At 42.9% G+C, this 26,594-nt stretch carries 18 protein-coding genes; 5 read left to right on the top strand and 13 right to left on the bottom strand.

The window, feature by feature from the left end; all coding sequences use genetic code 11:
• Nucleotides 1–91: 91 nt before the first annotated feature.
• On the bottom strand, nt 92–1,171 hold the full coding sequence (locus F752_RS0110785) for a DUF4625 domain-containing protein (protein ID WP_017731752.1): 1,080 nt from the start codon (nt 1,169–1,171) through the stop codon (nt 92–94).
• 285 nt (nt 1,172–1,456) lie between these two features.
• Here F752_RS0110785 and F752_RS0110780 point away from each other — a divergent pair, with 285 nt between their 5' ends.
• The gene (locus tag F752_RS0110780) at nt 1,457–1,921 is read left to right on the top strand and encodes a DUF4112 domain-containing protein (protein ID WP_017731751.1); all 465 of its coding nucleotides are present in this window, start codon (nt 1,457–1,459) and stop codon (nt 1,919–1,921) included.
• A gap of 54 nt (nt 1,922–1,975) precedes the next feature.
• Here F752_RS0110780 and F752_RS23910 read toward each other — a convergent pair whose 3' ends face one another.
• Nucleotides 1,976–2,887 (bottom strand): YihY/virulence factor BrkB family protein, encoded by a 912-nt coding sequence (locus F752_RS23910; protein WP_236614003.1) that lies wholly within the window; start codon nt 2,885–2,887, stop codon nt 1,976–1,978.
• A gap of 120 nt (nt 2,888–3,007) precedes the next feature.
• Nucleotides 3,008–5,386 (bottom strand): ATP-binding protein, encoded by a 2,379-nt coding sequence (locus F752_RS0110770; RefSeq protein ID WP_017731749.1) that lies wholly within the window; start codon nt 5,384–5,386, stop codon nt 3,008–3,010.
• On the opposite strand from F752_RS0110770, the gene F752_RS26820 reads away from it, so the two are divergent.
• Nucleotides 5,376–5,507 carry a hypothetical protein gene (locus tag F752_RS26820; protein WP_017731748.1) on the top strand — a complete coding sequence of 44 codons (132 nt, stop codon included), beginning with the start codon at nt 5,376–5,378 and terminating at the stop codon, nt 5,505–5,507. The two genes, F752_RS0110770 and F752_RS26820, sit on opposite strands and share 11 nt — an antisense overlap.
• A gap of 575 nt (nt 5,508–6,082) precedes the next feature.
• A complete protein-coding gene (locus tag F752_RS0110755) occupies nt 6,083–6,490 on the top strand; it encodes a hypothetical protein (protein ID WP_017731746.1) in 408 nt (135 codons plus the stop codon).
• 23 nt (nt 6,491–6,513) lie between these two features.
• Here F752_RS0110755 and F752_RS0110750 read toward each other — a convergent pair whose 3' ends face one another.
• Nucleotides 6,514–6,963 (bottom strand): DUF6252 family protein, encoded by a 450-nt coding sequence (locus tag F752_RS0110750; RefSeq protein ID WP_017731745.1) that lies wholly within the window; start codon nt 6,961–6,963, stop codon nt 6,514–6,516.
• A 204-nt stretch (nt 6,964–7,167) separates the two neighbouring features.
• On the opposite strand from F752_RS0110750, the gene F752_RS0110745 reads away from it, so the two are divergent.
• Nucleotides 7,168–12,189: a hypothetical protein gene (locus F752_RS0110745; protein ID WP_152425106.1), complete on the top strand. Its 5,022-nt coding sequence runs from the start codon at nt 7,168–7,170 to the stop codon at nt 12,187–12,189.
• Nucleotides 12,190–12,243: 54 nt separating this feature from the next.
• On the opposite strand, the gene holA is transcribed toward F752_RS0110745, so the two are convergent.
• The 3 genes from holA to F752_RS0110730 form a co-directional block, all read right to left on the bottom strand.
• Entirely contained in the window at nt 12,244–13,266 is a 1,023-nt protein-coding gene (holA, locus tag F752_RS0110740; RefSeq protein ID WP_017731743.1) for a DNA polymerase III subunit delta, read from the bottom strand.
• A 179-nt stretch (nt 13,267–13,445) separates the two neighbouring features.
• Nucleotides 13,446–16,148, bottom strand: coding sequence for an AsmA family protein (locus tag F752_RS0110735; protein WP_017731742.1), 2,703 nt, complete (start codon nt 16,146–16,148; stop codon nt 13,446–13,448).
• A gap of 114 nt (nt 16,149–16,262) precedes the next feature.
• On the bottom strand, nt 16,263–18,770 hold the full coding sequence (locus F752_RS0110730; RefSeq protein ID WP_017731741.1) for a PIG-L family deacetylase: 2,508 nt from the start codon (nt 18,768–18,770) through the stop codon (nt 16,263–16,265).
• A gap of 98 nt (nt 18,771–18,868) precedes the next feature.
• On the opposite strand from F752_RS0110730, the gene F752_RS0110725 reads away from it, so the two are divergent.
• A complete protein-coding gene (locus F752_RS0110725; RefSeq protein ID WP_017731740.1) occupies nt 18,869–19,402 on the top strand; it encodes a hypothetical protein in 534 nt (177 codons plus the stop codon).
• 32 nt (nt 19,403–19,434) lie between these two features.
• Here the strand turns inward: F752_RS0110725 and F752_RS0110720 are convergent, their stop codons facing one another.
• From F752_RS0110720 to F752_RS25350, 6 genes are all read right to left on the bottom strand, one after another.
• Nucleotides 19,435–19,992, bottom strand: coding sequence for a SanA/YdcF family protein (locus tag F752_RS0110720; protein WP_236614002.1), 558 nt, complete (start codon nt 19,990–19,992; stop codon nt 19,435–19,437).
• Between the two features lie 95 nt (nt 19,993–20,087).
• Entirely contained in the window at nt 20,088–20,765 is a 678-nt protein-coding gene (locus tag F752_RS0110715; RefSeq protein ID WP_017731738.1) for a TrmH family RNA methyltransferase, read from the bottom strand.
• Between the two features lie 82 nt (nt 20,766–20,847).
• Nucleotides 20,848–23,439 (bottom strand): DNA gyrase/topoisomerase IV subunit A, encoded by a 2,592-nt coding sequence (locus F752_RS0110710; protein WP_017731737.1) that lies wholly within the window; start codon nt 23,437–23,439, stop codon nt 20,848–20,850.
• Nucleotides 23,440–24,093, bottom strand: a complete 654-nt coding sequence (locus tag F752_RS0110705) for an MCP four helix bundle domain-containing protein (protein WP_017731736.1) — start codon at nt 24,091–24,093, stop codon at nt 23,440–23,442. It abuts the gene before it with no gap.
• Between the two features lie 9 nt (nt 24,094–24,102).
• Nucleotides 24,103–26,004, bottom strand: a complete 1,902-nt coding sequence (locus tag F752_RS0110700) for a DNA topoisomerase IV subunit B (RefSeq protein WP_017731735.1) — start codon at nt 26,002–26,004, stop codon at nt 24,103–24,105.
• Nucleotides 26,005–26,190: 186 nt separating this feature from the next.
• The gene (locus tag F752_RS25350; protein WP_152425105.1) at nt 26,191–26,565 is read right to left on the bottom strand and encodes a hypothetical protein; all 375 of its coding nucleotides are present in this window, start codon (nt 26,563–26,565) and stop codon (nt 26,191–26,193) included.
• Between the last annotated feature and the right edge of the window lie 29 nt (nt 26,566–26,594).

The following is a 26,594-nucleotide window of genomic DNA, read 5'->3' as shown; positions in this document are numbered from 1 at the left end:
AATATTTAATTATTTATTATTGTAAAAACCTGTATCGCTATTCTAGGACGAGACAGTTATACTAGTTCAAATGTGTATTTACAACTATTTTTTATTGACAAAGGTCAGCCCAGGAAGCAACTACCAAGCCTGGAACTTCGGTAACCGAACCATCATTGGCAACAGTACGGTTATCAATATCCACACAATCTGCGTCTCTTTCTACTGTTTCCCAGCCGCCTTCTCTTGCAAATTTATAAGCGACCACACCTTCTGTTTCAGTAGTGGTAAGTGCATCAAGAGTAATGGAGTAAGTTCCGTCGCCATTATCAGTGAGCATAAAGCGTTCGTCTGTTCCAGGTGTAACCCAGGCACCATTGGCAAACTCACCGGCAATAAACAGGTCTTCTTCCGGAGTATTTTCAGGAATATCTGTCAGCATAAAAGTTATACGGGCACCAGGTTCAGTTACAGTGAAAGGAATTTCTTCTACGGTTTCATTTCCTGCCTGGTCGGTAGTGGTAATTACTATGGTAGAGGCACCAAGATTAGCATCACGGGGGATAGTAATCGTATCCTGTAAATTAAACAAAGTAGGATCTTCAAACTCTGTAATTGTTTCTTCAAATATTGAAGTTCCTGCGCTGGACATTACATTGACTATCACTTCTGAAAGCATCATGTCTTCCTCAATCTCACCAGAAAGGATAAAATCCTGGCCTGCCTGGAAAGATGCATTATCCTCAGGAGTGGTAACTAAAATTACCGGAGCAGTTTCATCTAACTCCCGTACGATTACGGTTACACTTTGTTCGGCCGTATTACCTTGTTCATCTGTTGCCTGCACTACTATAAGGTAGCTACCTGGGGCAGGAGTTGTTGTACCTAACCGAATCGTTTCTTCAATGACTGCTTTAGTATTATCATTTAAGAAATCACTTACCGGCTCTTCAAAAACCATTTGGGCGGTTCCACCTGGAGGAGTAACCCAAATCTGAACAGCCTCCAGGCCTAAATTGTCCATTACCGTTGCCTGTAGAGTTACAGCATCATCTGGATTAAACTCTGTCTGGCTAACGGGAGCGGTAATGGTTATTGTTGGATCTTCAGTATCCAATACTGCCTCATCTTCTTCGCAAGCCATAAAAGCGAAGGCTAAAAAGGTAAAAATAAACCAATTGAATTTTTTCATAATGTTAAAAATTTGAGGTTGAACTAAAATAAAAATAAATTAAGGTTGTAGAATGTTTAAATAACTGCTTCTAAAAATATTTTCTAAATCGATGTTATTAACGATTCGTTCTTTGGAATGTTTTTAAAGGAAGGGAAATGATGAGAGAGAAGGTTAAGTTTCTTCAGGAAGGGTATAATTGAGTTATTCAGGGGTTCAAATAATTCCATACCATTTTTAACGCGCTACCTACCAATAGGTTACCTCACCACCAAAACATCCTTTTTTTTAGAAGGTTAAACAGAAATGAAAAATTACGGAAGAAAAGAATATCCGAAAGACCTTCGCTGGGTAGAGGAAATTTCCAGATTGATGGATTCCAAGTTCCGACTCCCGGGGACACGTTTTCGCTTCGGACTTGATCCAATTATAGGACTTTTACCAGTTGTAGGTGATGTAGTAACTCTCGCCATTTCAGGTGGTCTAGTGCTTTATATGATTAAGTATGGAGCGAGTGGAAAGGTGATTGTATTGATGTTAATCAACCTTTTTTTAGATGCAACTATTGGAAGCATCCCCATTATAGGCAGTATCTTCGATTTCTTTTACAAGTCAAACACCCGCAATATTAATCTCCTTAAAAAATATTATCAGGAAGAAAAATACCAGGGAAGCGGCATAGGCATTATTCTGCTGGTAGCATTTATTTTGCTGGCTTTTATCTTTTTACTGTTGTGGGGACTTTGGGAGCTTCTGGTGTGGCTTTGGTAGAAAAAAATAGAAAAGAACAAAAAGCTTGACTTGATTAATCAATTCAGGAGCCATTTACTTTCCTTTTTCTTTGATAACGGTTTGTTGCTGCCCCTCCTGGTGGCGAAGAACAAAGGAGGCTGTCCTTTCGGCATGGCTGGAGGGTTCAATATTATGTCCGTACCTGCGGGCGTAAACTTTCGTAAACTCTGCTCCAAAAAATAAAATAAGACAGGAATAGGAGACCCACAATAAGATTAAAATTAATGAGCCGGCAGCACCGTAAGCTGAGCCAGGATCAGACTTTCCAAAATAAAATCCTAAAGCAAACTTTCCCAGTACGAATAGTGCTGCCGTTACAACAGCTCCTATCCATACGGTTTTCCATCCTATTTTTACATCTGGCAATACTTTATAAATAGCAGCAAACAAGAGAGTAATTATTCCAAAAGAAAGAAGAAATTCAAGTAAGTAAAAAACGTAAATTAGAAAGTCGGGTAAATGCCGCTGCAGGATATTACTTAATAAGGATAAAGCTGCGGTTAGCACAAGGGAAATTAACAACAGGAACCCAACAATAAGAATGACTCCAAAAGAGGTTACACGGTCAACAACAATCTTCCTGATGCCCTCATCTTTTTTAGTCTTTACCTCCCATATTTCATTTAAAGATTGTTGTAACTGGTAAAAGACCCCGGTAGCGCCAAAAACTATCGTTATAACTCCTATAATAGTCGCCCAGCCGGAACTTTGGTTTTGATGGATAGTGGTCAACATGCCTTCCACGCTTTTAGCCGCATCACTTCCAATCATTCCATTAATTTGGTTAGACAACTCACCCTGTACAGCCTCCTCCCCTAAAAAGTAACCAGCTGTAGTCACTACAATTAACAATAAGCCTGGTAAGGAAAAAATAGCGTAATAGGACATGGCTGCGCTAAGCCGGAAAGGCTCATCATCATTCCACTCAGTATAGGTCTCTTTCAAAAGACTAAAAAGATCCTTCCATTGGAATTCTTTCAAAGACATACAATTAGAATAGGTTATACCAATCAACCCAGGGAGGGCTAAAAAGTTAAGGAGGGAAAGCGGTTGGAAGAGTTTTTCTTAGGCTGTTTTTGCCACCCGCATGGCTACTTCTTCCTTTATTTGCTGGTAATGGTGAATAACTTCACGCAAATGCCCGGCAATTATTTGTTGTGACGATTCTTCTTCAGCAAGTATTTCTATTTTTTGCAGCAGGTCTACTGAAGGAATTACCCCTATATTCCGGAATGAAGACTTTAGTTTATGGGCATACCCTTTCACTTTTGCGGAATCCATTAAAATTACGGCAGAAGAAAGGCGATCCAGATCTTCACTGGCAGTATTCACAAACAAATCTAAAAATTCAGCGAGAGCCTCCTGGTCATTGCGAATAATGGGACTGATGTTTTCAATATTTAAGAGTTGCTGACTTTTGAGCACCTCCATCTTCAGCGATTCGCACACCTCCGGCCGCTTTCGCCGAACATATTTATTGATAACAGAAAACAGCGCATTCTCATCAATAGGCTTCGTCAGGAAGTCATTCATACCACTCTTTAATGCTTTGTTTTTTGTTTCCGGAAAAACATCGGCCGATACACAAATTACTGGGGTGGAAACATTCCTGTTTCGGCCTTCTCTAATATGGTGCATGGCTTCAAGTCCGTTCATCAGTGGCATTTGCAGATCCATCAAAATAAGATCGTAAGCCTTTTCCTTGGCCAACTCCACTACTTCGAGGCCATTGCCAGCTACATCTACCGTAACATTCCAGCTCACCAGCAGCTGTTTTGCATAAAACTGGTTCATGGTATTGTCTTCGGCCAGTAAAATATGTAAACCACTTAAATCCGGAACGGGTGCTTTTTGCTCGTGCTCTTTTTCCAGTACGGGCTGTTCAGAAACTGTTAAGGGCAGGACAAAACTAAAGGTAGAGCCAAGGCCAATGATACTACTAACCGTTATATTTCCTCCCATAAGGCTTACCAGCCTTTGCGAAATGGTTAAGCCGAGCCCGGTGCCATCTTTTGATTCTTCCGCTTCATCGAGCTGGTTAAAACTTTCAAAAATGTACTTTACCTTTTCCTGAGGAATGCCAATTCCTGTATCCTTCACACTAAAACGGATCAGCGCTTCCCTGCCTTTCAGGGATTCCAGCTCAACCATTACATCTATTTTACCTTTTCGGGTGAATTTGATGGCATTCCCGGTCAGGTTCATCAATACCTGATTGATCCGTACTGGGTCACCCAGGAGGTTCGGTGGTATATCTGGATCAACCTCCAGATTGAGCTGTAATTTCTTTTCAGCCGCATTTATTTTAATAAAGCTGACATGCTTTTCCACCAGCTTCTCCAGATTAAAGCTGACTTTCTCAATCGAAAGCTTTCCTGCTTCTATTTTTGATAAATCCAGAATATCATTTACAATTACCAGGAGATTCTCTGCAGAAAAACTTATTGCCTCCACATTTTCCCTTGCCTGCCTGTTAAGCTGGTAATCCTTCAACAGCAATTTAGAAAGGCCCAAAATGATATTCATGGGAGTCCGTATTTCATGACTCATGCTGGAGAGAAATTCGGATTTAGCTTTAACAGAATTCTCCGCCAGCTCCTTTGCTTTTTTATCTTCCTCCTGCTCCTTTTTATGCGTTATATCTCTAATAACCGTAATAATTTCCCTTGCATTTAACCGGGACAAGCGAAATTCCTGGCAACTCTTTCTACCTGCTGAAACAGAATCCCATTCAAATGCTTTTACCCTACCGGTTTTTACCACCTCCTGGGCAGCATCCAATAAGCTTTCGGTAAGCTTTGGACTCAGAAATCGCCTGATTGGCTGTCCGATAAATCGCCTGTTCTCCGTTCCTCCCTCATGATTGTCTTTAAAATCCAGGCAGGTGCCATCGAGATTAAAGCGGAGAATTTGATCCGGAATTCCCTGTAGCAGCGCTTTATGCTGATTTTTACTGAATTCAAGGGAGCCTTCAACTGAGTGATTGACAGTTAAAAGATTATAACCAGCGGCAATGGAGGTGAGCATGGCCAGGCTTACCGTCACTATGTAATCAATTTGCTGCATCTCCTCCGGAAAAGGATAGCGGCCAAAGTCCTCTGGCACAAATATTTCAATTCCCAGAAAGCAGCCTACGGCCAGGCCAATATACAAAAACAGGAAACGCTTTTTATCCAGAGAGTAAAGATTAAGGGCAGCAAAAGAAATAGGAAAATAGAGTAGCTGGGCTCCTGAATTTTTTCCTGTCAGGAAAACAAACAGCAAAATACCTCCAATTGCAGTTGAAAGAAGCAAGTTACTTGCTGTAGTTGGCCTGTTCTGGCTGGTGAAAGCAAAGGTGAGAGAAAACAAAAAAAGTATAGGTAAAAGACCTAAACCAAGAACAAAATATCCAAGCAAAAAATACTGCATCGCAAAAATAAGGCACACCAAAATGCCTACCATAGCATACCTATTGGTAAGCACTACCCTTCTCTTGGCAGGCGATAAGTTATTCCTTAATGTATTCGACAGTATTTTAGTAAAAGCAAAAGACATTCTGTGGACTAAAGGCAAAGCAATATAAGAATTTTATACTTCTTTAGGTTTATTATTTCTTAAATAATTTATATGGTCTTGTTTTTTTTAGATAAAAAGCCAGAGATGTCACTGCAATCCTTTTTGTTTCTTTCTGAAAATGGAAATCTGTATTAAAAAACCTGTCCATAAATGCACAAAAAATGTATTTAAACATCCTCTTATGGAAGCGCTTTTTTCCCAAGATTTCTTTTCACACCGCCTTCGTTTATTAGCCCTGTTTCCTTCTAAGAAAGAAACAGCCAATTTCCGAACGTTTTGCCTATACATTTCTGGTAAAAAGAGTTTTCTTTGCCCTGGAAACAGGCACTTTACCCGTTATCACTTCAACCTTTACATAAAGATTTAAGCACTTAGTATTCCCTTATTCCACTTCTTTCTGACGGTTTTCAAACCCAACTAAAAGTAATGGCCCTGTATGCGGCTTAAAGTCATTTTCCGCTGTAGCGCAACCTTTTTTAATTGTGGTATTAACTTACACCAATCCTACATTTCCAGCTTTTTTTGTAATTAAATTACTATAATAGCTAATCCTTAACCAAACAATAATTAAACTTTCAGGCAATGAAAAAAGCGCAATTAAGTATGCTCGTACAATTAGCCACTATTGACAATGAACTAGCAGGTAAAGAAAGCCGGTGGCTTCAAAAAATTGGCTTCGGCATGGGAATGGAAGAAAATGAAATCAATGAAATATTCCGCAAACCTGAGCCACATACCATTGCTTTTACCCATTTGACTTCCGAAGAACGATTTGAGTATTTGTACAATCTTATCCAGTTAATGAAGATAGATGGAAAAGTTTTTTTCAGCGAAATCGATTTCTGCAAAAGGGCAGCTGAAAAGTTAGGCTACCAATCCGCTGTGGTTAAAGCCCTCTCCGGTAGTATCTTCGGCGATCCTGCCATTACTGCAGATCGGGCACAGCTCATGAAAAAGGCACAGAAATTCTTAAAAATTCCAACAGCCTGAGAAGGTAGCTCAACGATTAATTATTAGTAATAAAATACACTGAATTTTCCTTCCCGTACCTGCAGGCGGTTATTAGCACTTAACCATTGTGCATCGAAGGAAAATTCTCCTTCTATCTTATTCTCTTCAAAAAGAGTCACTGTAATGCTACCAGCTTCTTGTATATCGATCGTGGTATAAGCTGTATTCCCTCTTTTAATTTCACCATGTCTGCTTGCATTTAGCGGGTACACCCCCTCTGCAGTAATTCCTCTTAATATTAATTTAAGAGTAAAGCCCTCCCCTTCCCCAACAATGGTAAGAGGACCGTTTTCCCCGACCGCCTTCTGGGTGTATATTTTGGTTGGGGTCCAGGCAATACTATCAATTTCCGCGGTTAAAACATTGACCTGCCCCTTCCCCGGGGCCTGATCTGTACAGGATGCGCCCAGCAGGAGCCCAAGGGTACAGAGAAGGTAAAAGTATTTTTTCATCTAAATTAAATTAAGTGCATAAAACGGAAAGCATTATATATTTGTTAAAGTCAATGAACAAGGAGCTAAACAGTTTGAGTTTAAAACCGTAGACTATTCTTTAGTATAACACTTTATTTAGAATTAAGTTTAGTTTAAGGGTTTAACCATATGGCTCACGTACTATCTATCATGCCCCCAACATCCGGGCCTTTGTTTTAATGTATGAAGTTTAAGCCCCTTAAACGGCCGAAAATACGAGTGCGTCGTCCGCGGATAAGAATCCGGTGGCGCAAAAGAACCTCCCGCCGGGTAATAGGAGCTGCTATACTTTTCTTTATTTCACTTTTTGCGTTGCAGCTCGTATTAATGAATTATACCAAATCGATCCTGCAAAACGCCCTAAACCTCCAACTTCAGGAAGCTACTAATGGCAGGTACATATCAAGCTTCGACCATATTGAAGTCAGCTATACCCAAAAAAATCTTTCTATACACAACCTGCGCTTGTTTCCAAAAGACCAGGCCAGTGGCCTTCCCATAGGGGCACCGTATATTTATGATATTCTTATTCCTGAAATAGACGTAAACGGATTGAATCTCCGGAAAGCCTACTTACAGGGAGTATTAGATATCAGTAGCCTTGAGCTGAATAATCCTCAGATTGAGCTGTATGCTAATTTTGATGAGGCAGAAAAAGAAGAAGGAAGTAGTCTTGCTCTTTTCAAAAAGGACCTCTATAAAAGCCTTCCAAAAGCAATTAAAGAATTAGAAGTAGGTGCAGTAAAGCTTTTAGATGGAAACCTTAATGTAAAGGTTCAGCGACACCAGAAACAGAGTGAGCTCCACCTTGCCCATTTTAATTTTGAATTGAACCAGTTTCAATTGAACCCCGAATCGGCAGACGAAGCCTCCAGAGTGTTTTATGCAGATAATTTCCTTTTTGAAGCCGATAGCCTCCAGGGAGAGTTGGCTGACGGCCTGTATTACTTTGGCCTTCACTCGCTTAAACTTAGCAGTAAAGATTCCTCTGCTTTTGCCAAAGGCATTAAGCTGCTTCCCCTCCGTGAGCCTGAAGAAGTAGCACGAAATACCACCCTTAGTAATTTGTATGCTGTAGAATTTCCCCAGCTCTATTTATATGGACTTTCCATAGAAGATCTGTTCTATTCAGCGAATTTTACTGCAAAAGAAATAACCATTCTGAGTCCAGATTTTGGACTGTATAACCTGAAGCCGCTTTCTCCCGGACAGAAAGAGAATATCCGCCCGGAAAATCTTTACTCCGCCATCGAAAAGGTGTTGAAGTCGGTTGAGGTCCAGGAGTTGTACCTTCGGAATGGGCTGCTTAAGGTATGGGAGTATGATGAGGATTTCAGGCAGGAAGTAAACACCAAAATACAGCTGGCTCAGATCCAGGATTTTGTACTGGACTCTACGGCTTATAAAAGAAAGGACAAGCTGTTGTACGCAGATGAAATTACTTTGCAGCTGCAGGAATTTAGCTTACGCTTGTCAGATGAACTTCACCTGCTGCAGGCAGATGAACTGAATATATCTTCTGTAGAGGAAAGAATCAGAGCCAAAAATTTCAGCATTTTCCCAGACTCTTCCAGCAACAAAATAGCAGAAGCTATTCCTAATTATGTAGCCAGTGCGCCGGGTATACTTCTGGATGGTGTAAACCTGCAGGAGGCCTATCACAACAATAGATTATCTATCGATTCTCTTTTGTTGCAGGAGCCCTCTTTCACCCTTACCCCGGGCTCAGAGGTTTTCACGCCTACTGAAGAAGAGGTTTTCCATGAAGAGGATTTGTATGGCCTTATAAAAGATTACCTCTTTAGCCTTAATATTGACCGCATATCGATGCAGGAAGGTACTGTAAATATTAAGCAAATTAAGCGACGCAAGCAGCCAGCCTCCGATGCTTTTCTGCTTAACATCAGCCGTGTTGATCTTTGGGATTTCCGCCTTGATTCTGCCAGTGCCTACCAGCTAAACAAGCTCTTTTATGCCAATGATTTTGAGCTGGAAATTGAAAATTACCAGCACGATTTACCAGATAATATTCACGCCATATCGGCAGGCAGGGTGGCAATTTCAACTCTCAGCGATCAAATACATATTTCCGATGTATACCTAAGACCAAAAGGATTAGATTTTCCTTTTTCCAGTCTTCCTGCTGTAGAGGCTAAAACCCTCATTTACCTTCATGTACCTGAGCTAACCCTTTTAGGGGCAGATATTCTAAAAACTTATTTGTACAAACAGCTGGAAGTAGAGAGAGTAATCATTCCCTTTCCTGTCCTGCAACTGGGAGCGCTGGTAAGCCGGGAAAGTGAACGGCCTGACCTTATCAAAAGCAGTGCTTTATACGAACTGATAAAAGACCGGCTGGAGGTAATAAAAGTAGAGAATCTGGAGCTACAGGAAGGAACTATAAACCTTGCTTTCCACGACCCGGACGGAGGAATACTGCAACTGGCCGGGCAGCAGGTGAGTGTTCAAATGGACCATTTCCTCTTCGATTCCATTACCGCCCAAAAACCTCCACACCTGTTTTATTCTGAAGACTTTGAATTTCAGATAAAGGATTATGAAACGAGCTTCCCAGATGGTATTCATATTCTCCAGGCAGAAAATCTGAAGGCTTCTACGCTGAAAAATGAAATTTCAGCAGAAAATATAAGAATTAATACCAGCAGGGAAGCGTATACTGATGAAGAATTACTCGTAACCTTCAGGGAAAGAGATTATTTTAAAATGGAGCTGCCCAGCGTCCGGCTGAGTGGGATAGACTTTCACGAAACTTACCGAAAGGAAGAGTTGCAAATTGATTCTGTATTAGCTGTAGATCCGGTGGTAGTATATACCTACTTACCTAAACAAAGTTCAGTGGAAAAGGAAGAGCAGCCCAGGCTAAGAGAATCAGGAATTTATCAGGATATGGCTCCCTACCTGGATGCTCTTTTTATTAATACCGTGCAGATGGACGATGGTCACTTTTACATTCGTCAGCAGAAAGAAAATAAGAAAAGTGACCTTATCGCCGTGGAAGATGTCTCTCTCCTCCTACATCAGTTCAGGCTGGACTCTTCTGCTGTGCACGATAAAGCTCCTTTTTTATACTCAGATAATCTCTTGCTCGAGGTAGGCAAATACCGCCAGCAACTGCCCGACCTTCGGCATACCCTTTCGGCTGAAAATATTTCATTATCCACAGCCAAAAGAAAGGCAGAAGCCTCGAACATTCATATAAAACCCGCTCCGGCACCCAGTCTTGTTGAAGCAAAACTTCTGGCAGCTGCCGAAGAGCAATTCTTTGTCGATTTACCCAACCTTCAAATTGAAGGTATCTACTTCGACAGTCTTTTTAAGAATGAGCGCCTCTACACCGAAAGTTTACATCTATATCAACCAAAAATCAGGCTAAGAAGCTATAAAAGATCAGAAAAAACAGGTAAGGAGCCAACCACACCCTTAAACCTTCAGGCATTGCTGGGAGAAAACCTCAAATCAATTTTTGTTAAAAAAGCGGGCATATCGGAAGGGCAGATTACCTATACCCTGCTGAGCGATGGCAAAAGAAATAATTTGAAGGTGGACCGATTTATGGCTGAAGTAGAAAACTTCCATCTAGAGAAAGACCAAAAAGAAGATTATCCTACTTTTTATTCAGATGATATCCGGCTTTCTGTCCATGACTTTAAAAGAAATTTAGCGGACAGCCTACATCTGCTAACAGCGGAGGAAATAAGCTTTTCCACTGCTGAAGAACTTTTATCCATCAAGGGGCTTCTTCTCAGACCCAGGATTTTACAAGACATTCGGCAGCAAATGGAGGATAATAACACCTCCATGTTATTCAATGCCAGTATCCCTCTTGCCCTTGTTTCAGGAATAGATCCCTTACAGGTCCAGGACGATTCCCTTCTTCTGCGACATATTTTAATCCGGAACCCGGAAGTTGAGGTGATGAAATTTCCCGGTCTTCAGCAGGAAAAAGAAAAGGAATTTAAAACCAAAGGAGGCTGGCAGCAGGAGTTACATGCCTACTTCCAATTGGTTCAGGCAGACAGTGCAGCCATTAGCGATGGTTCCTTTACCTTTTCGACTATCCAGGGGGAAGAGAAAAAAGCTTTTCAGGTCCACCAGATTAATGCGCTTGCTAAGAATCTTCGGTTGGATAGCCTCGCCAGCCGTGCCTCCGATCGTTTGCTGTTTTCAGAATATTTGGAGCTCAATATTGATGGATATCAAACCTCCCTTGATAATGAACTTTATAATTTTAAAGTAGATGAAATCTCGTGGAATAGCGAAGACAAAGACCTTTTCATCGATAATATCAGTCTTACTCCCCTAGCAGACAGGGAAACATTTGCCCAAATAAAAGGGTATGAGACGGATCAGTTTACCTTCAGGAATAAACAGCTGGAGCTGCAAAACTTTCAGCTAGAAAAGTTAATTGAAGAAGGAAAATTTGCCGCGGATTCCCTCCTGCTCGATGGCTTCTATCTTTTAGTTTACCGCGACAAACGCCAGCCTTACCCGGAAAAACGTTTCCCAAAAATGCCACAAACCAGCATCCGCAAGCTGAATGTTCCATTTTTTATTGGCGGGGTGGCGGTGCGCGATGGCTATATTGGCTATGCCGAGCGACATAAAGGAACAAGGGAAAGCGGTTTTATTGACCTTACCGACATGCTGCTACTTGGTGATACGATTTCAAATTACCCAAAGCTCCTGGAGAGTGGTATCACGACAAACCTGTACCTCAACGCTCAGTTGATGGGGAAAGGAAATTTAACTGCCTTTTTCGAAATCCCACTGAACGATACGCTTAACCAACACACCTTTTACGGAAGGTTAGAAAAAATGGACCTGTCGGAGTTTAATCCTATACTGGAAAGGACAGTGTTTGTGAAGATAAAGAGCGGCTATACAGACCAAATCGATTTTTATGTGCAGGCAGATAGGGAGAAGGCTGAAGGAAGTATGGAATTTATTTACAACGATTTGCAGGTAGCGCTTGTAAACAAGAAAACCGGGAATGCCGGTGGTCCTGCAAAACGATTAGGCTCTCTTATAGCAAATGTATTTTTTGTGGATTCAGAAAATATAGCAGCCGAAGATAAGCCCATCAGGAAAGGAGAAATAGAATTCGAAAGAGATGAAACCCGCTCCACCGTCAACTACTGGGTAAAAACTTTGGTTAACGGATTTAAATCCTCCATTGGCTTATAGCCCGCATTCAATTTTTCTTTCTTTTTATGGGTAAGAGTAAGCTGACAGAAAGCTTTAATGCATTAACTTAAAAACCAGTTCCTTTAACAACTGTCCTTCTGTCATTCCTCCGCTATCAACCCCCTTACTCTGGAGGTCGGCCTGCCGGAGAAAACTTATATTACGAATCACGATTGGCAAATTATACTTTTGGATGGCCAACAGGTATTCCTTCGCAAAAAAAGGATTTATTTTTAACAGCTTCGCCACCCCGCCTTCTGTCCTTTCGCCGGAATGGTGTATTAAGAGCAGCTTGCTGTAGAAACCAAAAAGCATGGCAATCATAGGAATTACAGGATGATTTTTAGGGTTGGCCTCAAAATACTGGACAATCTTATTGGCTTTAATTACATCTCTTACTGTCAACGCCTTTTGAAGTTCAAAAACATTATACTCTTTACTGATACCCACATATTTCTGAATGAGTGCCGCATCGAGCTGTACCTTCTCCTGAAAATTAATAAGTACTTTATCTATTTCATTCGCCAGCCTTTCCAAATCATTTCCAATAAACTCAGTAAGCATAAAGGCTGCTTTTCTTTCAATGGTAAAGCCTTTGGCTACCACATAGGAGTTTATCCAGTCAGGCACCTGGTTATCGTATAACTTTTTAGTGGTAACCAAAACTGCATGCTTGTCTAAAACCTTCGGAAGCGCTTTACGGCCATCCAGGGTTTTATACTTATGGCAAAAAACCAGCACAGTGGAGGGAGAAGGATTCCTTACATAGCTTTCCAGCATTGTTTGTCCTTCCTGCCGGTTCAAGTCCTGGATATCCTTTGCTTCCTTTACAATTACCACCTGCCGCTCCGCCATCATCGGGAAGCGTCGTGCATTATTCAGGATGGCCGTAACATCCACATCTTTTCCGTACATCACCATTTGATTGAAGCCTTTCTCTGTTTCCGAAAGGGCATTCTTTTCAATGTAGCCGGCAATTTTATCGATAAAGTAGGGTTCTTCTCCCTGCAAAAAATAAACGGGGGCATAACGTCCTTCCTGTAAATCCTTTAAAACTTTTTCCGGAGTCTGGGGCATAAAAGCTATTTTTTACTTGTGCAGGCAGCCACAAATTTAGCTTTTTTAGCACTTATTTCAGCAGCTTTTTTTAATTTTTGCATCCTTTTCAGAAGGTCTGTTCCATCAGGATAAAAGGAGAAATCAGGGGAGAAAAAATGCAGTTTTAACTGGCGCCAGTCTTAAATGGAAAGCAAGAACTAAAAGGGCCCTATCAGCTCCTTCAGTCCGGCTAAGAGAGACTTCCAGTAGTAGTTTAAGAAGCTCTTTTCTTTGTTTCGCTCCTGGGTAAAATCCACTTTTTCGGGTTCATCATCTTTGTCTTCCGCCCTGTCTGATTCCACCAACAGTTTGTTGGCTAAAAATGAGCCAATATCTTTGAGTATACCTGTAGTATCTGGCGACTTCTGGCTACTCAGCTGGATATCCAGGTTATCATATCGCATGAGCATAGTACCGTGCGATTGCTCTACATTGGCTACAAAGTCCCATTCGGCCCTGTACAAGGTTCCGCTTTCAATGGCAGCCATGGAATTATAGCGAGCAATAGGATTTAAAGCAGCTAAATTCAGTGTGTCAATTGCTCCGCTCACTCTTACTTTGTTACTATCGGAAAGCATGTAAAAGAGCAGTTCGGTCTCAAAATACCCCTGCCCCATTAACTGACCGTTACCAATTACCGGAAGCTCAGAATTCTTTAATAAAAGTGGCCGCAGATTAGTAATATTTTGAGCCCTGACAGAAACATCCATAAACCGGATAACGCCGGATGTATCGGCTCCCTTCTTCTTTTCTTCATACACTATGTCCGCATCAGAAACCATTAGCTTGCGTACATTGAGCGGAAAGTTAAGATTTTTGATAGCTTCCTGAGGCATCGGTTTTACCTTTAGTTCCTCTGGTTTATTAAAATCTTTTAAGGAATAAAAATCAACCTTATCCGCTGCAACCAAATCTGCCATAAAGCCCTTTCCCGTTAACAGCTTTTCATACTCCAGCCCCTTTATCAGTAGCTCTTCGTAAGTGATTTTATAAATTGAATTGGATTTTGGTCCATTGAGTATCTTCTCATAATTTTCATTGTAGGCAAAGCTGAAATCACGTGCCTCAAGCTGCTCTTCTGCTGTACTTGCTTTTAAAACACCCAGCTCCAACACATACACATTATTCGGGAACAGGTAATGTAGATTCTCCAGGTACATGCTTACATCTCCGGCATGCAGGAGGCGGTCATCCTTATAGGCGGTTCCCTCAGCTATTTGAATGTCCCTGAATTGAATATATACCACTGGAAGAGCAGCCCCTTCAGCTGTTCCGCCAAGCCCTGCCAACCGGATATCTCCATTCAACAGCGCCATTTCCTCAATTTCAAGTTGCTGCAAATAACCTGCTATTAAAGGATACAAATCGGGCTTTCTTCCCGAACCAGCTTTTTTATTTTTTCCGGAGGAGGATGCAGGAAGATGCACAATTATTTCCGGGTCGAGAATGCCTATACTATCGATACTGAGCGAACCTTTGGCTAATTGGGAGTAATTAATACCATCAACCTGCAAAGCAGCAATATCCGCATCTACCCAAACTTTTCCTTTAGGTTCTTCTTCCGGCTCCACTACTATTTGCTCCAGCCCAATGCTGGCGATACCATTATCTGCCTGAAGTTCAAACCCTTTAAGCAGGATCTGGTGCACAGGATTCCCCTGCTTCACCTTAAGTTTTTCAAAACCTAGCTCCAGGAAAGAGGCATGCAAAAAGCGGTTGTCAAAAAAGGCCACTTCTCCACCAACGGTTACGTCTCTCGCCACTGCATCTAAATGGTAAAGGCTTGGCCCTCCCTTCTCTTCGTATGTAAAATTACTGATTTTCAAATCATTAATCCCAATCTCTTCAATAAAAGCTGGAAGCATCTTTGCCAGGTTTACCTCCCCAATCGGAAAGCGTGCACCTGAAACCGGGGTTTTAGATGGTGGAATGCTTAATGCCTCGTTCTGCTTATTTTGAACAACAAGTACGTCCTCAACAACAACATTTTTCAAGAAAAAAGCTTTTGATTGCTGCAGTTGATTCAGGTCAAGCCCTTCGGCCTCTAAAATTCCTAAGCGGGTATAAAGAAGGGTATCCTCATGGTTATGTCGTGCTGTAAAAAACTCCAGTTCACGTAAAGCTGCACTTACCTTTTCCTCTTTGGTATCGAGCTGAAAAGCTTCCAGCACCGCTTTCCAATATTTCCTGCCGGAGCGGGTAATTTCAATGTCCCGCCCATCTAAATCAATTCTTTCAGCATAGAAAGCTCTGTCATTGGTAATCAGCGAATTAGCTTCTATTAAAATATCCTCACTCTGTAACCCGAACTTAGCTGCGTCGAAACGGAGCGTGTCTCCGCTACTGAAATTGATAAACTCCAGACTTATTTTATCAAAGGATAAATCATTCAGAAACACCTTATCAAGTTGCTGGTTAATGCTTGGGTATATATCGAGCTGTTCCAGGCGAAAAGGTTGTGAAGGATTGCCGGAAGTGTCCTTCTGGCTGGCCTTTAACTGCAACTCAAGATTTTTCAGCTCCAGCTGGTCAAGGATTAGTTCCTGCTGGGCAAGGTACCTGAGCCAGTCGAACCCTTTTATCGCAACCCGATCTGCCCTTGTCATGATCTGAGGTGAAATGGTGGTATCGGCATTGGCTGTGTTAAAGAAAACATCATCTAAAACAATGTTTCCTGCAAGAACAGAAACATTTACCTCCCCAAACTCCACCGAAAATTGGCCCTTGCCTGCTTTACTGACCCTGTTTTCCAGCAATTTTTCAACTATCGGATCGGCAAAAAAAACTGCCAGGACGAGCAGAATAATTATTCCCAGGAGAAGATACAAAAGGCCTTTGGCAATTTTGAGGAGTACATGCATAAAAAATGGTGAGATTTCGATGAAAAAATAATCAAAAGCAGCACCATAACCTCTGCAGCTGCTCAGGACTCATCTCTTTTCCTCTTATTATAAGCTTGGAAGAAACTTCTTTGTTTAGGAATTTCCTAAGGAGAGCAGGTTTACAAAGAGCCTGATGGCTCCCGGAACCCCGGCGGGTAACTGCCTGAACCATGAATAACCGGTATATACATAAAACCCTTCTCCTACCTTCGCCACCAATAAACCTCCCAAAAGGGGCTTTTCCCCCGTATCGTGGCTGGAAAGCAGCGGAGTCCATTCATCTGACCAGTCACTGGCAAAGTACAGGCCTCTTTCCTGGACCCAACCTTCAAAATCTTCCGGGCTGATTTTATTAGGATACTGAAACACAGGGTGGTTGGGCTGGAGTAGTTGGACAGGTGCTTCTTCCATGGTTACCCGCTCCCTTGAAAGTTGTAAAGGATAAGGCGCAATTGATTCGTCTACCAGCCCAAAGCTGGTATTGTACTGGATAATTACTGTTCCTCCGTCTCTGGCATATTGCTCCAGGGCATCTTTCCTGAACTTCAGGGCTTCGGTGGTGTTAAAGGCCCTTACTCCTAAAACGACGGCATCATACTGGCCCAGCTTTTCAGGCTGGAGGTCCTGTGCCTGCAGCAGCTCTACGGCATACCCCAGCTCCTTAAGACTCTGAGGCACCTCATCGCCAGCCCCCATTAAGTAGCCAATGCGAAGGTCGGTTGTTGCCAGCTTAACTTTCCTGAGATTTACTACTGCCGGTGGCAATACCAGCTGGGCAGGAATATGAGGGTAGCGGATCCATTCCATGCCTCTTTTGAAGGATTGATTTTTATAAGTAGCTATCACCTGCAGTTGCTGCTCTACGGCCTCTTCTGGTGCATGAACTTTAAAGGTGAATAACTGGCTGGCCCCTTCCTCGGGCAGAGAATAAGCATGAAATGCAGGGGTGGCCGTCCATCCTTCCGGAAGCTGTAAACGCACCTCCCCTCCCACACTATCCTTACCTGCCCTTACCTCCACCAGTAGCTCCTGCGCCTCCTCCCCGGTAAAAAGAAGTTGCTCTTTTTTTGGATTTACTGCTACCGGAGGAACAATAAAGAAAGGCTGGTAGATTTCCCCTTCTGCCGGCTCTGTGTATTTATAGCGCACGGGCAGTGTGTATTTAAAGTCAAAGCCGTTTATTTGCAGATGCAGGTTTGCCTGCAAAGCAGGTTCATTAACAGGCTTCCCAATCATCTCTATATCCTCTACAATGAACATTCCTTTAAGAGGTGGCTCCTTTAGCCAGTAGGGCTGTGAGCTCTCTACCGTTTCCGGCAGGACAATGGGTATCCGCTCTTCCTTTTTCTGATTTTCTTCCAGCTCAAGGGAGAGATTTACCTCCTTCTGAAGGTCAGGAAAGATAATCTGCTTCAGTTTTACTTCCACTCCGGAACGATTTACCGCCTCCATTAGCACCTCCAGAGACTCTCCGGGTGCCCCCGTAGGTTCATCTGCCACTACTTCAAGATAAAGGCCGGTTACCGCTAAAATCAGCTGCTTTACTTTCTGCAGTTTCAGTTGGGTATAATGCTGATCCGGTAAAGATTCGATTGCCTGGTATATTTCAATCAGCTGAGGAACCAGAGCAGATGGCTCCGCCGGTTGGTAAGTCCTGATGGCTTTGTCGATCATTTTTTCAACAGCGGCTCCTCCTTTTACTCTCGACCAGCTGGTATTAATGCCTTCGAACAGGCTTTTTTCTGCAGGGTCTCCTAAAACCGGCTGAAGATATTCCATACTGGAGCCTCTCTGGAGAGGGGTTCCAAAGCCCTGGCTCTTGTGCATACTCCGGCTTTCTGCGGCTACTTCAGTATAAGACTTACCAAGGAAGGGGTTATATACTCCAACATCTATCTTTAAGAGTCCGGTAGTATCAAAAGCTTCACCATTCCTGTAGAACCAGGAGGAGGTATTCCATAACAGGCGCTCCGGCTGCCATGTACTGGTGTAGGCTAATTGTTCAGGAAATCGATTAGGATCCGCAGCGGCTTCAAAAGCTTCTGCCGCCAAAATTGCCGAAGCTGTGTGATGGCCGTGTGTAGTGCCTGCTTCTGTATTAAAGCGGGTAATGATAACATCGGGTTTAAATGTACGAACAACATACACCAGATCGGCCAAAACAGCATCACGGTCCCAAATACCAAAGGTTTCATCCGGGTTCTTTGAGTAACCGAAATCATTTGCCCTGCTAAAAAACTGCTCTCCCCTGTCGAGCCGACGCGCCTGCAGGAGCTCCTGTGTTCGGATAAGTCCCAGCTTCTCCCGCATTTCCGGGCCTATAAGGTTTTGGCCACCATCGCCCCTCGTAAGGGAAAGATAGCCGGTTCTATACTTTTTCTCATTTGCCAGGTAGGTAATCAGGCGGGTATTTTCATCGTCAGGATGGGCGGCCACATATAATACCGACCCCAGCACTTTTAAAGCCTGCAACTCCATGGCAATATCGGCAGAGCTGTAGGTTTGCGGCTTTTGAGCAAAAGCAGGGCTAAACAACAATAGCAGAATTGCCTGTGCTACAACCACCTGCATGCGGTGCCGGTATATAATCGCTTTTAACATAAGTTCTTCCTGTGTAAGAAATCCCGAAATATTGAAACGCTAATTTGCAAAAAAAATAATAGTTTTAACATCCTTTAATTTTAAAGAAAAGAAAGCCGATGGTAAATAAACGAATCCCCTTCCTGATTGTAATAGTCATTTTTCTCTCCGGATGTGAAAAGCTAAAGGACCTGACTCAGTTTGAAATCAAAAATGAAAGTAATATAAGCATACCGGGACAAAATACCGGTATTGGTGAGCTGTTGAGCATTCCGAGGGCGGAGGTACAAAGCTCTTCAGAGCAGAGCTTCCGGAACAATAACACCAGGGCCGATTTAGTGGAAGAAGCTATCCTGGAGGAGCTCCAACTGACGATCACTAATCCGGCAGATGCAAATTTTGATTTTTTAAACGAAATAAGCATCTACATCTCAGCCGAAGGGGAACAGGAAGTACTGGTGGCATCTAAAAGCAATATTGCTGAAGATGGTAGCCAAAGCCTGCAGTTAGAAACTACCGGTGTAGACCTCAAACCATTTATTGTAAAAGATCATTTTAGTATCCGTACCGCTGCTACCACTGACCAGGTAATAGACGAGGATGTTGATATCCGGGTAAACATGACCTTTGGAGTTACCGCTAAAGTATTTTAATTAGCTGTAAAGTAAAAAATGAGGAAAGAGGGCTAAAGCTCAAGCAGGTCTTCCTTTCCCATTTCAGATGGTTCTTTTTGCAGTATATACAGGTCTATTACGGCCATTGGCCTGGCAAGAAATTCCCGGAACAATAAATTGGCAGAGGCTCTTAGCGGGAGACTTTTAGCAGCATAAGCATAAGTGTTAATTCCATAATGCTGCCCGATAAAGACGGCCCTGTAGGTATGAAAACGTTGTGTTACTACCAGAATTTCCTCAGAGCCAAATATTTCATTACTTCTTACAACAGAATCCAAGGTTCTTAGACCCGCTTTATCGGATGAAAAAGCACTAACAGGGATGCCTCTTTTCTCCAAAGCTGCCTGCATATCTGCCGGCTCGTTATAGTAGGGAGTGCGGTTATCGCCACTCAGGAGCAGGTGTTTAATTTTTCCTTCTTTAAAAAGAGAAGCCGCGGCATCCATACGGTGTTCGAAATAAGTATTGGGCTCGCCGTTGGCAAACCTTTTGCTGGTTCCCAGAACAAGGGCAGTTTCTGTTAGCGGCACTTCCTCTAACTCTGTATATACCCGATGCGAAGTCGACATAATAACCCACGCATTGCAGGCTACAAAAAAGAAAAGTACAGCAAAAAACCCCATCAATAAAAGCCTAATAAGCCCTTTCAGCATCTTTTTCTAGTTTAATTTTTCAGGACCTGTTTCTCAATCACCTCGGCTCTGGTAACAATTTTTCTGTACCACTGCATCCTAAGTTCTGCTTTCTCTTCGGCAGAAAGCTGCCATGGAATTTTGCTGCCCCTCAGGCGGGAAAGTAACTGGTAAAATACGATGGAAGCACTAACTGAAAGGTTATAACTTTCTGTAAAGCCCCACATGGGGACATGGATATGCAAATCAGCCTCTTCCATTACGGTTTCACTCAGGCCATAGAGTTCATTTCCAAAGAAGACAGCGAGCTTTTCTTCCACCGGCACCTCTTCGAGAGGTATACCTTCCGGCCTGGGAGAAGTGCAGGCTATTTTGTACCCTCGCTGGCGGAGCACCTCAATACAGCTTTGTGTATCCTCTCCCTTCTGTACATTAAAGCGGTGTATATCCACCCATTTGGCGGCCCCTTTCGCCACATGAGGGCTTACCCTGTACTGCTTCTGGCTTTCAATAATAAAATATTCCTGGATACCTAAACACTCAATGGTTCTTAAAACAGCACTGGCATTATGAGGCTTATGAATGTTTTCCAATGCCACAACCAGGTGCCGGGTACGATGCTCCAGCGCCTGTTCAATCAGCCGCAACTTATTAGGAGTTATGAAAGCCTCCAGGGCTTCCTGTAGTCGTATGTCCTGCTCTGTTTCCATCTCTCTTCAAACCTCATGCATTTTAATAAAAAATGCAAGCATTTTTCAATACCTGCATTTTTTATTCAATACAATCTCACTACTAAAATAAGTTCAGCTGGTCCTCCTCATCAAGCTCTTCTTCTGAAGCTTTAGAGGCTGCATTCTTCATTTCCACATCATCGGCCACTTTAGAAGCTAACAGCCTTATCTTCTTTACTTTATGGGGACTCAGCTTATTACCAATAGCCCGCCAGCCTTTTACATCTATGAGCATGTCCATATCGTACATGGTAGTTTCTACCTCCTTACTGCCGCTCTTTTCTATCTGTAGCTCTACCTGTGGCTGTTTATCGGTCGATACCAGGGCAAGATAGGAGCCTTTGGCTTCCGAAATAAAATTAAATGCCTTGCCAATGGTACTGGTTTCAATGTTAAAACGCTTCACAAAGAAGGATTTTGTTCCACCATCGTAGTAAATAGCCGAAATTACCCGCTCCGGATCGAACTTCTCGATAAGCATTATTTTATCGGGCTCATACCTGTTGGTTAGTTCATAGGTAGTCAATTCATATTCTCCATTTTTATAAATGGTTATAATACGGTCGTCATTCTGGAAAGTGCCCAGCTTTTTGCCCCTTTCTTCGGTATTCAGGCGGCCGATGGATTCATCATAGTAAATATCGAGCCCACCAAGGGTAGACACTCCTTCCCGCTTCAGCTGAATTTTTCGAACCGGGTAGCGGGTGAGAATATTACCTGCCGCATTGCGGCCCTTTATTTCCAGCTCTGCAAAATCATAATCAAATACTTTATTTTTAGCTTTTGAGCCACTGGTAAGGTAAATTGTTACGATTTCGGCCTCCCCGTTGGGATTGGCAGAGAAATGCAGCACTTTTGAACCTTTGGCTCCTTTGGTAAGATCATATTCGCGATCGCGCGTAACGGCGAGCACCTGAAAGCGCTTAACCATACTTCGACCGCTTCCGGCATCCAGGTAAGCCATGTTATAAACCATGCGTTCATCTCCTTTTTTAAACACCGCCGCATGAATGATGTCTTTGCCAACAAATACTTTTTCCTGTATTCTGGTTACTAGGCAGCGACCATCTTTTCTAAAAACGATAATGTCGTCAATATCGGAGCAGTCGCATACGAACTCGTCTTTTTTCAGCCCATAGCCAATAAACCCGTCTTCACGGTTTATATACAGCTTTTGGTTATTGGCGGCTACCACTGCGGCCTGAATGGTTTCGAAGCTACGAATTTCTGTTTTTCGCTCCCTGCCCTTCCCGTACTTCTTTATCAGCTCTTTGTAGTAGCTGATTGCATAATCTACCAGGTTCGCCAGGTGGTGCTCCGTTTCCTTTAGCTCTTCCTGCAGCTTCCGCATCAGCTCATCGGCTTTGTAGGAGTCGTATTTAGAAATTCGCTTGATGCGGATTTCTGTCAGCCTTAAAATATCGTCGCGGGTAATTTCGCGGTAAAGCTGCGGCTTAAATGGTCCAAGTCCTTTATCGATAATTTGAATAACGGCCTCAAACGTCTCTGCTTCTTCAATATCGCGGTAAATGCGGTTCTCGATAAAAATCTTTTCCAAAGAAGAGAACAGCAGCTTTTCCATTAGCTCCGCCTGTTTAATCTGCAGCTCCCGGTTCAGCAGGTCCACCGTCTGTTCATTGCAGATTCTCAAAATTTCATTGACTGAGAGGAAGTGTGGTTTATCGGCGATAATAACACAGGCATTAGGCGCTATGCTCATTTCACAGTCTGAAAAAGCATAGAGGGCATCGATGGTAACGTTCGGGGACTGATTAGGAGCCAGGTATACCAGTATCTCTACATCCTTGGCTGTATTATCAATTACCTTTTTTATTTTAATCTTGCCTTTATCGTTCGCCTTCAGAATTGAATCGATCAGACTGGTAGTTGTGGTACCGAATGGAATATCTTTTATTACCAGTGTTTTCTTATCCAGCTCCTCAATTCGGGCACGAACCCGAATCCGGCCTCCTCGCAGACCTTCATTATAGTCGCTGAAGTCTGCAGTTCCACCCGTTGGGAAATCAGGCAGCAGCTGAACCTTTTTGCCTTTCAGCAAATCGATTGAGGCCTGTAGCAGCTCAATAAAGTTGTGTGGCAGAATTTTGGTTGATAAGCCTACGGCAATACCCTCCACTCCCTGGGCCAGCAGCAAGGGGAATTTTACCGGTAAAGTAACCGGCTCCTTTTTACGGCCATCGTAACTGAGTTGCCAGTTGGTGGTCTGCGGGTTGAACAGTACATCCAGGGCAAACTTGCTGAGCCGAGCCTCAATATAACGGGGTGCTGCGGCACCATCGCCTGTCCTTACATCTCCCCAGTTACCCTGGGTATCGATAAGCAGGTCTTTTTGCCCCATATTTACCATGGCATCGCCAATGGAGGCGTCGCCATGAGGGTGGTATTGCATCGTTTGCCCTATAATGTTGGCAACCTTATTAAAGCGGCCATCATCCATCTCCTTCATGGCATGCATGATGCGGCGCTGCACGGGTTTAAAACCATCTTCAACGGCGGGCACAGCCCGCTCGAGAATTACATAAGAAGCATAGTCGAGGAACCAGTTCTGGTACATACCCGATACCGGCACCACGTCATGGATCTTCTCCTCGTCTCTATGTTCCTGTTCGTTTTCTTGTCCGTCCATTTTCATCTATCTCTCCCCTTCAAGGGGTCTTATTCCTAAAACTTTAAATAATTGAGCTGCCAGAATCAGCGACAAAAATAAGCTAAAATAGGCCACCAGCTTTATTATCTGGATATTTTCATCAGCCTTTTCATACAATGCCCGCCCCACACTTAGCTGGATTCCAGAAAGTAAATTTAATTCGTGTATCATGCTCAGAAAGGCCAACTGGCTCTTTTCTTCAAAGAGTTTCGCTGCAGCTTCTTTTTCTCCACGGCTTAATAACTGCAGGGCTTCTTTTTCGTACCTGCGATACTCCTGTAGCGCTTCTAAAAAGCGGTCGGTATGCTCCCGCTCATCTTCTGTAAAGTAAGAAAGCTGATAGTGCTCAAGAGTTTTATCAGCCAGAGTGTTATTCTCCAGCATTTGCCCTGCCAGGTTTCGCTGAACATCCCTGAAAATCATATCCTCCAGGTAAAGGCGGTTTTTATAGCTTAACTCCTGCAGCTGAGCAATTTCGGTGCTGGGTACCAACCTGTCGTTGAGCATGGAAGCAAAGGAACGGGAGAAAGAGCTTAAGTTAGGAATCGTTACCAACACTATTCCATTGAGCAGCACAAGGCTGCCCAACAGAAGCAGGAGAATACGCCCCCTATTATTTAAGCCCTTCCAGAACTGCATTTACCTTCCTTAGCTGGTTAAGACCTCGCTGGCAACTTCTTTGATGTCCTTTTCGCCTTCCGCAAGGTCTTTTTCAATCCGGAGATTATCGATAATAAAGTTTTGCCTGTCCGGCGTATTTTTACCCATATAGAACTTCAGCAGGTTTTGAATATGGCTGTCTTTATTGAGGATAATGGGCTCGAGCCGAATATTTTCTCCGATAAAACCACCAAATTCATCCGGCGAAATTTCTCCCAAACCTTTAAAGCGGGTAATTTCCGGTTTATTGCCTAGCTTATTTACTGCCCTTTGCTTTTCTTCTTCGCTGTAGCAGTATATGGTTTCCTTTTTATTCCTCACCCTAAACAAAGGAGTATCCAGAATATACACATGTCCATTCCTTACCAGGTCAGGGAAAAACTGCAGAAAGAAGGTGAGCAACAGCAGGCGAATGTGCATTCCATCGACATCGGCATCGGTAGCGATAATGATTTTTCGGTACCGCAAACCTTCCAGGCCATCTTCTATATTAAGGGCATGCTGCAGCAGGTTAAATTCTTCGTTTTCGTATACCACCTTCTTCGTGAGGCCGAAGCAGTTTAAGGGCTTACCTCTTAAGCTAAACACTGCCTGGGTCTGTACATCGCGCGACTTGGTAATGGAACCACTTGCCGAATCGCCCTCAGTGATAAAAATCATGCTGCTATCGGCTAATTCCCCATTCTTTTCCTCATTAAAGTGGATGCGGCAGTCGCGTAATTTTTTATTGTGAAGATTGGCTTTTTTGGCTCTTTCGTTGGCAATCTTCTTAATACCTGCTATTTCCTTGCGCTCCCGTTCACTCTGCAAAATTCTTTTTAAAAGTGCATCAGCGGTATCAGGATGTTTGTGCAGGTAATTGTCCAGCTCCGTTTTAATAAAATCATTAACGAAGGTACGCATGGTTGGTCCATCGGGGCCAACACTTTGGGAACCAAGCTTTGTTTTGGTTTGCGACTCGAACACCGGCTCCTGTACCCGTACAGCAATAGCTCCTACAATAGAGGCCCGGACATCGGTGGCTTCGAAATTTTTATTGTAAAATTCCCGAACGGTCTTAACAAGAGCTTCGCGAAGGGCTGCTAAATGAGTACCACCCTGAGTTGTATACTGGCCGTTAACAAAGGAGTAATACTCCTCCCCGTACTGATTGGCATGGGTAAGGGCCAGTTCAATATCCTCTCCTTTCAGGTGGATGATGGGGTAACGAAGAGTTTCTACATCTGTTTTCCGCTCCAGCAGGTCTAATAAACCATTTTTAGAGAAATACTTTTTTCCGTTAAAGATGATGGTGAGTCCGGCATTCAGAAATACATAGTTCCAAATCTGGTTTTCCAGATATTCAGGAATAAAATGATAGTTCTTGAAAACAGTTCCGTCAGGCTCAAAAATAATTTGGGTCCCATTCCGCTCGCTGGTTTTCGCCACCCTGGCATCGTTAATCAGGTTTCCTTGGTTAAACTCAGCCAGTTTGGTTTCACCATCGCGGAAACTTTGTACTTTAAAATAAGAGGATAAGGCATTTACCGCCTTTGTACCCACCCCGTTAAGGCCTACCGATTTCTGGAAGGCACCGCTATCGTATTTACCACCAGTATTAATTTTACTCACGCAATCCACCACTTTTCCTAGCGGAATACCCCGGCCATAATCCCGTATTTCTACCCGGTAATCTGTAATTTGTACCTCTATGGTTTTGCCGAAACCCATCATGTGTTCATCGATGGAATTATCGATCACTTCCTTTACCAGTACATAAATACCATCGTCATGGGCGGAACCATCGCCCAGCTTACCAATGTACATCCCGGGCCGGAGGCGAATATGCTCCCGCCAGTCAAGCGAACGTATACTGTCTTCGGTATATTGAACTGTTGAATTTTCTGCCATAAATGAATGGATATTAGATAAGAGACCTCTTGATTAGCTACCAATATAGCATTTACAAACATTAAAGATAATAAATTCCCCTAAAAAGAGAAGATATTAAACTAAAAAAATTAGCATTTATGCTAATTTATATAGTGTCCTCAAAAGGGAAAATCCTGATAATTAGTTCGTTTTCTCTTTCCTGAATCAGGCTCTTTTTTTCAGAAAAAAAAACACCAGAGAGAGCAGCACCCCGGCCACTAAAACCGGTCCGGCATACACCAGCACTTCATAGGCTTCAAGATTAATGTCTTCAGTTGAGTTAAAAGCAGCTATGTAGACAAGGGCTAAAATAAAGAAAACATTCAAAGAAGAAGCAAAAGCAAGCATCCAGTCGGCCAGGGCAAGTTGCAGGCTCAGCCTGTAAGCTGTTAATTTTCTTCTAAAACGTTCGGCATAACTGATAACCATATTGCGGAGGCCAAACAGAATAACATTAATGAGAGCACAAAAGCCAAAAACAAGGTAGAAGAATTGATTTTTCCCCAGGAATTCATCCGCCTCTCCCAAGGTATTTGCCAAAACCCCTACTTCAGAAGGTAAAGATGCAT

This window comes from Nafulsella turpanensis ZLM-10 (assembly GCF_000346615.1).
Taxonomy (GTDB): Bacteria; Bacteroidota; Bacteroidia; order Cytophagales; family Cyclobacteriaceae; genus Nafulsella; species Nafulsella turpanensis.
Note: the sequence above shows the minus strand (reverse complement) of the source record. Positions and strands in the feature narration are given on the sequence as shown.